Origin of the sequence: Desulfosarcina widdelii (genome assembly GCF_009688965.1) — a bacterium.
GTDB classification, from domain to species: domain Bacteria; phylum Desulfobacterota; class Desulfobacteria; order Desulfobacterales; family Desulfosarcinaceae; genus Desulfosarcina; species Desulfosarcina widdelii.
Genome location: NZ_AP021875.1, coordinates 4,008,598 through 4,020,898, shown reverse-complemented (window position 1 = coordinate 4,020,898; position 12,301 = coordinate 4,008,598). Strand labels below are relative to the sequence as shown.

The window sequence follows — 12,301 nt, the reverse complement described above, 5'->3', positions numbered from 1 at the left end:
CCCGGTTTTAACCATGGGTATGGCCGCCCTCCGTAAAGGTTGATTCCGTTGGCGCGGTTACCTCCATGCCGGCGCTGATATAGACTGCTGACAAGATGGCGAAGATGTAGGCCTGCACCATCCCCGTCAACAGTCCCAACAACTGCATGAGGATGGGAACGATCAGCGGGGCGATGATCAGCAGGATGGCACCGATCATGGTGCCGCTCATGACGTTGCCGAACAGACGCACGGAAAGGGCCAGGGTCCGGCTGAATTCTCCCATGATGTTGAACGGCAGCATGAACGGGGTCGGTCGAAGATAATTGCCTACATAACGCTTTATCCCAATGGCGTTGATGCCGTAGATGGGGACCGCCAGAAAAACGCAGAGGGCCAGTGCCGCCGTAGTGGAAAGGGAGCCTGTGGGCGGCTCGAATCCGGGCACCGCGGCCAGCAGGTTGCAGATGGCGATAAAAAGAAACAGGGACCCCACAAAGGGAAGCAGTCCCTTGGGCCGGTGCGGCGAGATTTCGTCCAGCTGTTGTTCGATGAGGAAAACCACGACTTCCAGCAAATGCTGCACCGGCGGCACACGGGTGCCGGTCTGCAGTCGGCGGGTGACCAGCCGGGAGCCGACTGTGAGGAGCCCCATGACAGCCCAGGTGAACAAAATGGTACTGTTGAGCCGCAGCAGGCCGAATTGCCACCAGATGTGATCGTCAGGCGTGAGCTGCATGGCCAACACCTTTGATTTTGCGACCCAGCATACGGGTCAGAACGATACGGACCAGGAAAAATCCGGCCAGGGTGCAGAAAAAGACTGCTGGATTCATTCGCAGTATAATCCAGAAGCCGGACATGGCCATGGTCAGACGGGCGACGAAACTGATCGCCAGCCAGCGGACCGGCCGCCGTTTGTCGGGCGCCGTCTTCAATGTCAGCCACAACCCGCCGAAATAGATCAGTCCCAGAAAGGCGCCCCACAAGAAAGCCAGCCCAAACAAAGTTAAATTGACGTCCATTCTTTTAAGTTCCTGAAAAAAGAATTACGGACGAAGTTGTCACGGCTCTTCCCTCTCCCGGTCGATCATGCGCCGCTCCCGATTCACCCAGAACCCCGCGTTCAGGCATCCCAGTAACAGGCCGACGGCCAGAAGCATGAGGGTCCAGGACCATGGGCCGGGCCAGCGCAGGTCGATCCAAACACCCAGAAAAATGCCCAGCACCGTGGGAATGGCAATGGCCCATCCCACCATGCCGAACATGCCCAACCCGAACCAGACAGGGTCCTTTTTTCTCTCCCTGGCCCGAAGTTTGCGCTTCTCTACCGCGTCCACGGCATCCGGGAAGCGTTTTTCGTTTTTGGACAGATCGTCAGACATTTTTCCCGAATTCCACAAACCGGCGGATGAAGTCGGCCTCCAGTCGGGCTACTACCGCCCGGTTTTGCCGTTCGCGTTCATCCAGATCGGTGACGAAACGGCGCACGGCTGTTTGCAGGTCGCCAAGATTACCGAGTACCGCCATCCGCGTGGCCACCTGCACGGTTTCCCCCTGCTTGACCAGGATGCCGCCGTTGACCGCCAGAAAGTGTTCTTCTCCGCCGGGAGGCCAGTAGGCCAGGATGCCGGGGGAAAGGGCCGCGACCATGTCCAGATGCCGGGGCCGGATTCCAAAGGCGCCCTCGGGACCCTGGGCTACAACCTTATCCACGGTTTCGTCCATGAACACCGACTGCGGCTGCAGGATCTTGAGTTTCACCGCGCCGCCTCCCCGATGCCGCCGATCATGTACAGGGCGCTTTCGGGCTGCTCGGAAAATTCGTCGTTGAGGATCCGCTCGCATCCGTCGATGGTTTCCTCGACCTCCACCAGCTTGCCCGTCAGGCCGGTGAACTGGGTGGTGGTGAAAAACGGCTGAGTGAGGAAACGCTCTAAACGTCGCGCCCGATAGACGGTTTGCCGGTCCTCGCGGGAAAGCTCCTCGATGCCCAGCATGGCGATGATGTCCTTGAGTTCCTCATAGGTAGCCAGGGTGCGGCGCACCTCGCGGGCCACCCGGTGATGACGTTCGCCGATAATGCGTGGCTGCAGCATGATCGACCGGGACTGCAGCAGATCGATGGCCGGATAGAAGCCTTCGCTGGCCCGCTTGCGGGAAAGCACGATGGAGGCGGAAAGATGGCTGAAGGTGTGAACTGCCGACGGGTCGGTGAGGTCGTCGGCCGGAACGTAGACGGCCTGGATGGAAGTGATGGCCGCCTGGCGGGTGCTGGCGATGCGCTCTTCCAGTTCGGCCAGTTCGGTAGCCATGGTGGGCTGATAACCCATGCGCGAGGGCAGGCGACCCAACAGCCCGGACAGTTCCGATCCGGCCTGGATGAAGCGGAAGATGTTGTCGATTAGCAGCAGTACGTCCCGGCCCAGGTCGTCGCGGAAATATTCCGCCATGGTCAGGGCCGTGTGTCCCACCCGGAAACGGGCGCCCGGTGGTTCGTTCATCTGTCCGAAGACCATGACGGTGTTGGGCAGCACACCAGCGGCGGCCATCTCCCGGTGGAGTTCTTCTCCCTCTCGGCAGCGTTCGCCGATTCCGCAGAAAATACTCATTCCTTTGTGCCTGCCGACCATGTTGTGAATCAACTCGGTGATTACCACGGTTTTGCCCACGCCGGCCCCGCCGAACAGCCCCGCCTTGCCGCCCCGTTCAAGGGGGACCAGCAGGTCGATGGCTTTGATGCCCGTGAAAAAGACCTCCTGTGAGGTCACCCGCCGGGCCAGGTCGATGGGCGATTGGTGCACCGAACGGCGATGCAGCCCGACAGGCGTCGGTTGGCCGTCGATGGGTTCCCCGAAAACATTGAACATTCTCCCCAACAGATTTTCGCCCACGGGAGCCATGAGCGGCAGGCCGTCGGTCCAGGCCGGCTGGTCGCGGTAGAGCCCTGCCGGGACGTTGAGGGCGATGCCGCGCACCTGACGTTCGTTGAGGTGGCTGGTAATTTCGATGCCCACATCGCCGTCGGCCCCCGAATGGATGAGGGTATGAATGGAGGGCAGGGCCTCCGGGAATTCGAGGTCCACCACATTGCCGCGTACAGCAACGATTCTTCCCGTAAGGGTTGTCCCGGCGGTTTTATGGTCTGAATCCGGTATCATTTCGTACCCTGCGATCCCGCCGGCCAAATTGGAGGCTGAAGACTGCTACGGCAAGGGATTCGATGGTTTTCCAGGGTGTAAAAAACGCTGACAGGCCGCCGGTAAAATGGCTTTTGCCTTTTCACATGGCGGAATCGACCGTGGGCTGTGGTTGGACGGGTGAAATTGCTATGCGCCGAGTCTGTCCGACGGCCGGTCAGCCGATCAAAGAACGCGCCCATGCCAAACAAAATGCAAAATGGATGCACAAAAAGCTTTTTACGAGCTCGTCAAATGTGGCTGATAAATTCTTGCAGTAGCGACCTGAAAGTCTGGATCTCTTCATCGGAAAACTTCGATACGCACTCGCGGGTCAGTTCCAGATGGAAGTTTGAGTGGCGTCGATAGTGATCGACGCCCTCGGGACTTAATTTGATGACGTAGGAGCGCCGGTCGTCAGGGTTTGGGATTCTTTCGACCAGGTTCTTTTTTTCCAGATTGTCGATCATTACGGTCAGGGTTCCGGTAGTCACCCCCATCTTGGCGGCCAGGTCTTTCATTCTGATTCCGTCGTTGACGCCCAAAATTTCGATGGTGTGCATCTGGGGCAGGGTGATGCCGCTGCCCTCGACAACGGAGTGCTCCCAGGACGAGAGCTTTTCGTAGAATTCGATAATCAGGTCCGATAACGTTTTCATCCGTCAGGCTCCATGTTGGCAGGTATTCATTCGGCAGGGCTGCGCCGGATCGACGGCATCCTCCCGCGTGAAGGCTATGGCCGAAGATAGCATGACCACGAGAATCGACCCGAGGTTGTGCGCCACGGCACCCATGATCGGCGAGAGCAGGCCCATGGCCCCCAGGCAGATGGCAACCAGGTTGATGGCCAGACTGATGGCGATATTGGCGTTGATCGTTCGCGTCATTTTACGGCTCAGACGAACCAGGAACGGCAATTGCGAAATCCTGTCTTTCATCAGGACGATATCCGCCGTGGAAAGGGCCATTTCCGATCCGCCTTGCCCCATTGCAATGCCTACCGCCGAAGCCTTGAGGGAAGGCGCGTCGTTCATGCCATCACCCACGAACACCGTGTCGGCGAAATCGGTGCGTTGGATAAATGCCATTTTATCCTCGGGTTTCAGGCGGAAGTGGGTTTCGGTAATGCCAACATCATCGGCCACCTGTTTCACGGCGCCGGGCGTGTCCCCGGAAAGGACGGCCATGTGGGTTGCACCCAGTGCCTTGAGTTGGTCCAACGCGCTGGAAACATCCGGTCGCGCTCTGTCCAGAAGGGCGATTTCACCCGCCGGCAGACCGTTCACGACGACCTGGACAATCGTTCCGGCATCGTTCGGGTCGGCCGAACCGGCAATTACCGAAACGCTTTCGCCATCGACGATGCCCTCGACGCCAACTCCGGGAATAACGGTCATTTGGTCGGCCGTTTTCTCTTTGAGCCCCATTTTTGCAGCTTTTTCCAAAATGGCAACGGCAATCGGGTGGGTGCTGCCTCTCTCGACGGCCGCGGCGGTTTCCATCAAGGCGGTTTCGGTGAATCCATTGGCCGGGCGGATGGCCGTGATCACCGGTTTGCCTGCAGTCAGGGTTCCGGTTTTATCGAAAAAAAAGACACGGGACCGGGCAAGTTTTTCGAGGTATTCGCCGCCTTTGACCAAAATCCCAGATTTGGCCGCCCGGCCCACCGCGGCCACGGTGGCCACCGGTCCGGCCAGCAGAAAAGAACAGGGGCATCCGACCACCAAGACGGCAATGGCGCGGGTGACGTCCCGCGTGGCCAGCCAGGTCAAGGCGGCAATGAGCAGGATCGTCGGTGTAAAGTAGCCTGCGAAGCGGTCGACGATTCGGGTGCTTTGGATCCGGCTGTTTTCCGCGTTCTGGACCAGTTCTATGATGCGGCCGATGGTCGAGTCTTCCCCGGTGCGACTGACCGCGAGTTTGACATAGCCGTCGATGTTCAGGGTCCCCGCCGAAAGGTCGTCACCCGGGCCTTTGTACACTGGCAGCGACTCGCCGGTGAGCAGCGACTCGTCGATGGAGCCCGAGCCGTCTACAATTCTGCCGTCGACGGGAATGACCTCGCCGGCTTTGACGACGGCAATTTCACCGGGCTGGATGGTATCGACGGGCTTGACCTGCATGCGGCCGTTTTCTTCGATCATGGCGGTCCGGGGATTGGTGTTGACGAGGGTTTCGATCGCCCCTCTGGCCCTGTCGCTGACCGCCTCCTCGATAAAAGAACCCAGGACCATGATGAAACTGATCACGGCAGCTTCAAGGAAGTTGCCGTTGAGGAGGCAGGCCACGATGGCGATGGTGACCAGTTCGTCAACGTTGACCTTGTGCCGAATGAGTCCTTTAAGGGCGTCCAGAATAATAGGAAAGCCGTTTATGGTGATGGAGAGGATCAGAAGCAGGTTGAACACCAAAGGACCGGTCAGGGAAAGGTCGAGCCCGGGGCCGATTGAAAAATCAATGTTAAAATCGACCCGGGATAAAAGAAAGCCGGTCGGGATCAGGCTTCCGGCGGCAATAATGCGATAGAAGTCCGTTGATTTGAAAACTGTTTTGTACACCGACAAGTCGCCGTAGCGTCCAATCATGCAGATTTTCTCCCTGTTCGAAGTTCATAAACCTCGGCGATCAAGAAGTTTGATATTCAAACAATCAGAAAATCAAATTGGTGTCAACAGGCGATTTCAATTGATGTCGAAAAAATTTCTAACCTATTTGTATTGAAATGAAAATTTGTATTTCCTATGGCCGCCGATGTGAGAATCCATGCCGGCCAACGGAATCGAACGGATTGCCGATCACCAGCGATCCCGCCAGCAGGCATTCCAGGCCGAAGGGAAGATACCCGCCGTAACCCAGGATCGGCATCTCGAACAGGTAAAACCGTTCGACGTAGGGGATGGAGTAGGTCCAGCGGGCCAGGCTGGAGTAGTTCCACATCTCCCAGAAGAAACCGCAGGTCAGGGCAGCCAGGGCCGGAACGACCAGCGGCCGCCAGTCGCCATGGCCCAGCGGATGGAGCAGGGTGGGGCGGCCGGTCAATCGCTGCAGGCAGAGCACGATCAGCAGGGGGGAAACCCAAAGCAGGGCGAAAAGCTGATCCGGGAAGATGCCGATGAGAGCCAGACCCGCGCCGGCGAATGCGAGGAGAACCGGCGCAATCCAGGGGACCGCAGGGAGCCGGATTGGCCGGCAGCGGGCCAGACCGTGGCCGAGCGCGGGGAACGTGAGCAATAGGTCAACCATGCTGAGCACGCCGGGCAGCACCGTGGCGAAAGCCAGGCTGGAAAAATAGCTGTACTGGACAGACCCCATGCCTTCGATGCCGGTGTAGTACCAGTTCTGCACCAACCGGTTGAAAAATTCGAAAACCCACCAGAAGGCGGCGCTGGTAGGAAAGAGAAGCACAAAACCCAGCGGCCGGCGCAACAGCAGGCAGCTTCCGCTGCGTTTGACGGCGAGGGCGTTGACCGCCAGGATGAAGCCGGCCCAGATGGGCATAAAGGTGTGCGGCTGAAACAGCCAGAACCAGGTGAAGCGCTGCCAGGCCAATAGCCACGACAGCAGGCACAGCGCCAGTCCGGTCCAGCCCCACCAGGGAAAAGGTTTTCTGGCAGGAGTCGGCGGGGCAAGAACCTTTTTTCTCTTCCGACCGGAGCAAACCGCCCACAGCAGCCCGCCCATCAGCAGCAAATCGGCCAGGGTGAAAAAGGCGAACCAACCCCAGGAAAACCCGGCATGCTGCACATAGCGGGTGGTGGGCGGAAATTCCAGGTAGAGGGCGGCGTCCCTGCCTGTAATCACAATGCCCAACAGGGGCAGGGCAACGATCATTATACCGGCAAAAGCCCACCCACAAATGGCAATCCTGCCCGATATTTTTATCGTGCTCATAATTTTACAGTAGGCGGAAGGCTTCAGATCCCCAGCGGCTTCGTAAAAATTTCGAGATCAAGGCTTGCGAGTCCCGAGGAATGAGGTGTATTGGGCGATACTCCGCAGTGACGAGGGACGAAGCGTAACGCCGATATTGGGATTTTTACGAAGTCGCTCTTATTGAATCCAGGAGATCACCACGGTCCCCAACACTAGGGCGATAATGCCCATCAACCGATATCCCAGGTCGGACAGCCCATAAAGCCAGTCTCTGCTAATTTCGAACAGTCCGGCGGGATTGAAGTAGATCAGCACCCCCTTGGCAATGCCGAGTACGCCGATCACTCCGATAAACCAGGCGTGGGTGGTCGAAGAGGCGGCAACCAGCAAAAGCAGGCCGAAAACGGCCGGAATCAGAGCCAGTACCCAACGGTCCAGCTTCTCCATAGCGCCTTTAAGGAAGGCCTTGTAGTCCTCGGTGTAGAGGATGGCAGCGGTGCCGGCGGCGATCCACAACAATCCCAGCAGATAGACGATGTATTTCATGGCTTCGATCTCCTTTCTCCAAAGAGCTTTCCGTTTGCGGTTTTGGATGCGGTTAATCCCGGAACCCGGCGCCGCCCTGCGTTGGACAAACCTGTCAAATTATACCCCAACCAACCAGAACGATCAATGATACCAGGGTCACCGGCACGCCCACCCGCGCATGGTCCTTGAAAGAGATGCGGACGCCCAGGCGGGATGCCTGTTCGATGACGATGAGATTGGCAATACTGCCCAGCACGAAGAGGTTGCCGGCAAAGGTACTGGCAAGTGCCAGCGTATACCACTGTCGTGGATCGATCGGATCCATGAAAGGAACCAGCAGCATGACGGCGGGCACATTGCTGAAGAGATTGCTCAGCACGGCCGTCAGGCCGGTCAACGTGGCACTGTTGCCAAGATTCACTCCCCATCCGGTGAGCCGATCCACCACGATGCGCAGATCGTATGCATGCACGAGGCCGTGAATGACGATGAAGAGCGCACAGAACAGGGTGATCAGGTGCCAGTCCACCAGTCCCAGGATGTCCCGGGTTTTCATCTTGCGACTGCAAAGCAGGATGCCGGCGATGGCAATGGCAGACACTTCGCGGGGGACCGGCGTGAAGAAAAGGAACACGAGAAGCACCACGGCGCCGATGCCTTTGGCGCTTTGCCAGGCATTGAAGTCAGGCCAGGCGTTTTGATCGGCCTTGACGGGTTGCGTTTTCCCAATGGTCATTTTATCCCGACAAAGCCAGAGCAGCATCAGGTATCCGCCCGTCAGCGAGATCAGTGCAGGTGGTGTGCACCAGGCGATGAATCGGCCGAATTCCAGCTGGCCGACCTGCCCGATGAGCATGTTCTGCGGGTTGCCGATAATGGTGGCCGCCGAGCCGATGTTGCTGGAGATCGCCAAGCCCAACAGAAAAGGCAGGGGGTTCATGCCCGATCTGATCAGGGCGACCGTCAGCACGGGGGTGAACGCGAAGCAGACGATATCGTTTGCCAGAAGGGCGGACAAAACGGCGCTGACTGCCATCAGAGCCGATAAAAACCGCTTGGGTCGCGTCAACAGCGGCAAAATCCGCGAAGCCGACCAGGTGTAGAATCCGCCGAGACGCAGCTGGGCGGAGATGATCATCAGCGAGTAAAGCAGCAGGATCGTGGGCAGGTCGATGGCCTGGAGTGCGTCCTGGGTGGACAGCACACCGAATCCGACCATGGCGATGGCACCCAGCAGGGCAATGCCCACCCGGTCGATAGCCAGCCCCGGGACCTTGCCTAATGCGATGCCGACATAGGTGATCAGGAAAAGGGTTATGGACATGGGTTCACGTATATCCTTGAAGCCTTAGGGCTGTTAACGGACCCTGTCAGCAAGATTGAGCAAAATTTCCGACAACTCAATTTTTTCGGTATCCGCGTTATCTTGGATTGTTGGCGTATTCTCGACCCGTTACAGAATCCGCAAGCCGGGGGTTCCATCATTCGACGTCTATTACCAGCCGAGCGTGAGTTAATCAATCGTCAGAACGCTCCTTCTGTCGGCCGGTCCGGTCTTTTTGATGATTCATAAATAATCCTGATGTTTACAAACGAATGTTTCAGGATTATGGTGGGTTTATCACGTCGGGCCGCAACGGGCCCGGAAAGGCGGATCTACATGGTCAAATCGGCATTGATCGTCGTCGATATGCTTAACGACTTTATCGACGAAAAAGGGGCATTGTACAGCGGGCAGGCCGCTCGGGATATCGTTCCTTTTGTGCGCCGGCGATTGGAAGCCCATCGGCAGGCGGGCAGTCTGGTGATTTTCCTTCAGGACGCCCATTCGGAGGATGACCTCGAGTTCGAGAAGTTCCCCAAACACTGCGTGGCCGGCACCTGGGGCAGCTGCATCATCGACGAACTGACGCCCAACGATGGGGAGCATGTGCTGCCCAAAACCCGCTACAGCGGCTTTTATGGAACCGACCTGGAGAAAATCCTGGCCGCATTCGGACCCGAAGAGGTGGAAGTGGTGGGGGTCTGCACCTCGATCTGCGTGATGGATACCGTCGGCGGGCTGGCCAACCGGGACTACCATACCACGGTGCCTTCCGCCGGGGTAGCCGATTTTGACGACGAGGCGCACCGATTTGCGCTGCAGCGGATGGAGCGTTTGTATGGAGCCCGTATCCAATGAGTTTCTCCGAATTTCCCGGCCCCCTGTTTACCGATCTCTATGAATTGACCATGGCCGCCGGCTATTTCGACCGGGGGCTGGACGAGACGGCCACCTTTTCCTTGTTTGTCCGCGACCACCCCAAGCGGAGCTACTTCGTGGCCTGTGGCCTCCAGGCTGTCGTGGATGCCCTGACCCGCTTTCAATTCAGTGATCGTGAGATCGAATGGTTGACGCAAACCGGACTTTTCAAGCGCGAATTTCTGGCCCACCTGGCGACGCTGCGTTTCACAGGCGATGTTCGGGCCATGGCCGAAGGGGAGATTTTTTTCGCCGATGAGCCGGTGCTGGAGGTGTCGGCGCCCCTGATCGAAGCCCAACTCCTGGAAACTTTTTTGATCAATACCGTGGGCGTGGCCAGTATGCTGGCCACCAAGGCATCGCGGTGTGTTCATGCCGCCGCCGGCCGGCCCCTCATCGATTTCTCCCTGCGCCGGACCCAGGGCATCCATGCCGGCATGACCGTGGCCCGGTCCAGTTACATCGCCGGGTTTGCGAGTACCAGCAATGTGCTGGCCGGCAAGATCTGGGGTATCCCGACCTCGGGTACCATGGCCCACAGCTTCGTCACCGCTTTCGAATCTGAAACCGAGGCCTTCGAAGCCTACGCCGAGCTGTTTCCAAAAGCGGCCGTTTTTCTCATCGATACCTATGATACCATCGCCGGAGCCGAAAAGGCCGCCGCGGTGGGTAAGCGCATGAAGCAAAAAGGACAGGCGTTGACGGGGGTTCGCCTGGACAGCGGGGACATGGTGGCCCTCAGCCGACAGGTCAGAAGCATTCTGGACGAAGCCGGCCTGCCGGAGGTGAAGATTTTCGCCAGCAGCGGATTCGACGAATACGAACTGGAGCGCCTGATTGCCGAAGGTGCCCGCATCGATGCTTTCGGTGTGGGAACGCGCATGGGCGTCTCGTCCGATGCCCCCTACCTGGACATGGTTTACAAAATGGTGAGAATGGGGGACCGGAATGTGCGCAAGACCAGCGCGGGCAAGGTGACCCTGGCCGGGGAAAAACAGGTCTTTCGTAAAATGGCAGAAGATCGCTGTTTTCAGGTGGATATCATCGGCCTGCGCGAAGAATCGATGGAGGACGCGGTTCCATTGCTTTTACCGGCGATGGAAAATGGACGGTCGGTTGGTCCGAGGCCCACATTGGAACAGATTCGCCAGCGATTCGCGGATAATTTCAACCGATTGGACGATAAAACCAAGAAATTGAGAAATCCGGAGAAATATCCGGTTGCTTCGAGCGAACGGTTGGTTGAGTTACAAAATCAGTGTTGAATTAAAACAATATCCCCACATACCCCACAAAACTATCCCCCGGACTCTTGTCATAGCTGGTGGCGTAGATCAGTTCCTCGGCCTTTTCGGCACCCAGGGCTCTGCCCGCGGTGATGGCTGCCGCCGCAGCTCCGCAGCAGCAGGCATTGCTCTTTTTCTGCCCTTCCCGCAGAACCGCCTGGGCATCCATGCGAATCATGGCGTCGATGACGCTCCTGTCGTTTTCATTGCGGACCCAATCCACCGCTTTGGCGCCATGTCCCTTGGATGTGAATCCGTAGTTGGGCCCGTAATGGGTCAGGTCTGTTGAGCCGATGACGGCAATGCTCAAGTTCAGGTTTCTGGAGATTTCCACGACCGATTCGGCCAGCGCCAGGGTTTCCTGGGTGGGCGGCACGCCCATGGCCACCACCTTCACATCTTTGAAAAAGTAGCGGATGAAGGGCATCTGCAGTTCGATGGTGTTGTCCTGGTTGAAGCGGGTGGGGCTTTCCAACTGAAAGTCGTATTGACGGGTGATTTCATCGGCCAGCGCAGTTTCCACGGCCAGGGGGCCGAATGGGGTCTCCCATTCCCCTTCAGGCATGATGACGCGCGGGGAACTGGAATGCATATGCATGCCGAACACGACTACCACATCGGGGGTTGTGGCTTTGGCCACCTGGTGGATCACATTGCAGGCAATGCTTCCGGAAAAGTACCAGCCGGCATGGGGAACGATGCCGCCGACCGGACCGGGCAGGCTCGTCGATCGGTCTTTCCCCTCTTCGAGGAAATCCTTGATCTGGTCTTCGCAGGCCCGGGCGTCGGCCGGATACCAGCTTCCGGAAAAGACGGATTTTCTAAGGTTCATGGGGGCCTCCTCTGATTGCGATCACAAAAGCAGGGCTGAAAAGAAAAAAAGTAAGCGTTCACAGGGTACCGCATCTATTTTGTTCCCGGGAACTTGAAGGTTGACCAAACCGTCGGCGTGCCCGGCGCCTCACATCTGCGGCACCCTGTGAACGCTTACGGGTCAGGCAGTTGCAGCACATTGGGCATTTCAACCCCATGAACGGGTACGAAAAAAATAGAAAAGTCAGTTTTTCGGGAAAACTTGACAGTCTCGCAAAAACCGACCAGACGTGTCATTCTCGCGAAGGTGGGAATCCATTTATTTCAATACGTTCTGGATGTCGGATCAAGTCCGGCATGACGAGTTTGGTACTTTCCGCGAAACCATTAACTTTAATTTT

At 57.7% G+C, this 12,301-nt stretch carries 13 protein-coding genes; 2 read left to right on the top strand and 11 right to left on the bottom strand.

Annotation, left to right across the window (positions count from 1 at the left end; genetic code table 11):
• Nucleotides 1-7: 7 nt before the first annotated feature.
• The 10 genes from GN111_RS18480 to GN111_RS18435 form a co-directional block, all read right to left on the bottom strand.
• Nucleotides 8-718, bottom strand: coding sequence for a F0F1 ATP synthase subunit A (locus GN111_RS18480; protein ID WP_155305165.1), 711 nt, complete (start codon nucleotides 716-718; stop codon nucleotides 8-10).
• Nucleotides 702-1,004 (bottom strand): ATP synthase subunit I, encoded by a 303-nt coding sequence (locus GN111_RS18475; protein ID WP_155305164.1) that lies wholly within the window; start codon nucleotides 1,002-1,004, stop codon nucleotides 702-704. The genes GN111_RS18480 and GN111_RS18475 overlap by 17 nt, the downstream gene beginning before the upstream one ends.
• A gap of 39 nt (nucleotides 1,005-1,043) precedes the next feature.
• Nucleotides 1,044-1,364 (bottom strand): AtpZ/AtpI family protein, encoded by a 321-nt coding sequence (locus GN111_RS18470; RefSeq protein WP_155305163.1) that lies wholly within the window; start codon nucleotides 1,362-1,364, stop codon nucleotides 1,044-1,046.
• The gene (locus GN111_RS18465; RefSeq protein ID WP_155305162.1) at nucleotides 1,357-1,743 is read right to left on the bottom strand and encodes a F0F1 ATP synthase subunit epsilon; all 387 of its coding nucleotides are present in this window, start codon (nucleotides 1,741-1,743) and stop codon (nucleotides 1,357-1,359) included. Before GN111_RS18465 ends, GN111_RS18470 begins: the two co-directional genes overlap by 8 nt.
• Nucleotides 1,740-3,140, bottom strand: coding sequence for a F0F1 ATP synthase subunit beta (atpD, locus tag GN111_RS18460; protein WP_155305161.1), 1,401 nt, complete (start codon nucleotides 3,138-3,140; stop codon nucleotides 1,740-1,742). Before atpD ends, GN111_RS18465 begins: the two co-directional genes overlap by 4 nt.
• 269 nt (nucleotides 3,141-3,409) lie before the next feature.
• Nucleotides 3,410-3,817, bottom strand: a complete 408-nt coding sequence (locus tag GN111_RS18455; protein WP_155305160.1) for a MarR family winged helix-turn-helix transcriptional regulator — start codon at nucleotides 3,815-3,817, stop codon at nucleotides 3,410-3,412.
• 3 nt (nucleotides 3,818-3,820) lie between these two features.
• Entirely contained in the window at nucleotides 3,821-5,743 is a 1,923-nt protein-coding gene (locus GN111_RS18450) for a heavy metal translocating P-type ATPase (RefSeq protein ID WP_155305159.1), read from the bottom strand.
• Between the two features lie 154 nt (nucleotides 5,744-5,897).
• The gene (locus GN111_RS18445) at nucleotides 5,898-7,049 is read right to left on the bottom strand and encodes a hypothetical protein (protein WP_155305158.1); all 1,152 of its coding nucleotides are present in this window, start codon (nucleotides 7,047-7,049) and stop codon (nucleotides 5,898-5,900) included.
• A gap of 159 nt (nucleotides 7,050-7,208) precedes the next feature.
• Entirely contained in the window at nucleotides 7,209-7,577 is a 369-nt protein-coding gene (locus tag GN111_RS18440) for a hypothetical protein (RefSeq protein ID WP_155305157.1), read from the bottom strand.
• Between the two features lie 94 nt (nucleotides 7,578-7,671).
• Nucleotides 7,672-8,883 (bottom strand): anion transporter, encoded by a 1,212-nt coding sequence (locus tag GN111_RS18435; protein WP_155305156.1) that lies wholly within the window; start codon nucleotides 8,881-8,883, stop codon nucleotides 7,672-7,674.
• Between the two features lie 336 nt (nucleotides 8,884-9,219).
• On the opposite strand from GN111_RS18435, the gene GN111_RS18430 reads away from it, so the two are divergent.
• Complete coding sequence (locus tag GN111_RS18430) at nucleotides 9,220-9,741, top strand: cysteine hydrolase family protein (RefSeq protein ID WP_155305155.1); 522 nt, start codon at nucleotides 9,220-9,222, stop codon at nucleotides 9,739-9,741.
• Nucleotides 9,738-11,066 (top strand): nicotinate phosphoribosyltransferase, encoded by a 1,329-nt coding sequence (locus GN111_RS18425; protein WP_155305154.1) that lies wholly within the window; start codon nucleotides 9,738-9,740, stop codon nucleotides 11,064-11,066. The genes GN111_RS18430 and GN111_RS18425 overlap by 4 nt, the downstream gene beginning before the upstream one ends.
• 1 nt (nucleotide 11,067) lies before the next feature.
• Here the strand turns inward: GN111_RS18425 and amrB are convergent, their stop codons facing one another.
• Nucleotides 11,068-11,919 carry an AmmeMemoRadiSam system protein B gene (gene amrB / locus GN111_RS18420; protein WP_155305153.1) on the bottom strand — a complete coding sequence of 284 codons (852 nt, stop codon included), beginning with the start codon at nucleotides 11,917-11,919 and terminating at the stop codon, nucleotides 11,068-11,070.
• Nucleotides 11,920-12,301 lie beyond the last annotated feature (382 nt).

Coding starts and splice junctions, on each gene's coding strand:
- GN111_RS18480 (WP_155305165.1), bottom strand. CDS start 718: ATGCAGCTCACGCCTGACGATCACATCTGGTGGCAATTCGGCCTGCTG.
- GN111_RS18475 (WP_155305164.1), bottom strand. CDS start 1,004: ATGGACGTCAATTTAACTTTGTTTGGGCTGGCTTTCTTGTGGGGCGCC.
- GN111_RS18470 (WP_155305163.1), bottom strand. CDS start 1,364: ATGTCTGACGATCTGTCCAAAAACGAAAAACGCTTCCCGGATGCCGTG.
- atpD (WP_155305161.1), bottom strand. CDS start 3,140: ATGATACCGGATTCAGACCATAAAACCGCCGGGACAACCCTTACGGGA.
- GN111_RS18455 (WP_155305160.1), bottom strand. CDS start 3,817: ATGAAAACGTTATCGGACCTGATTATCGAATTCTACGAAAAGCTCTCG.
- GN111_RS18450 (WP_155305159.1), bottom strand. CDS start 5,743: ATGATTGGACGCTACGGCGACTTGTCGGTGTACAAAACAGTTTTCAAA.
- GN111_RS18445 (WP_155305158.1), bottom strand. CDS start 7,049: ATGAGCACGATAAAAATATCGGGCAGGATTGCCATTTGTGGGTGGGCT.
- GN111_RS18440 (WP_155305157.1), bottom strand. CDS start 7,577: ATGAAATACATCGTCTATCTGCTGGGATTGTTGTGGATCGCCGCCGGC.
- GN111_RS18435 (WP_155305156.1), bottom strand. CDS start 8,883: ATGTCCATAACCCTTTTCCTGATCACCTATGTCGGCATCGCATTAGGC.
- GN111_RS18430 (WP_155305155.1), top strand. CDS start 9,220: ATGGTCAAATCGGCATTGATCGTCGTCGATATGCTTAACGACTTTATC.
- GN111_RS18425 (WP_155305154.1), top strand. CDS start 9,738: ATGAGTTTCTCCGAATTTCCCGGCCCCCTGTTTACCGATCTCTATGAA.
- amrB (WP_155305153.1), bottom strand. CDS start 11,919: ATGAACCTTAGAAAATCCGTCTTTTCCGGAAGCTGGTATCCGGCCGAC.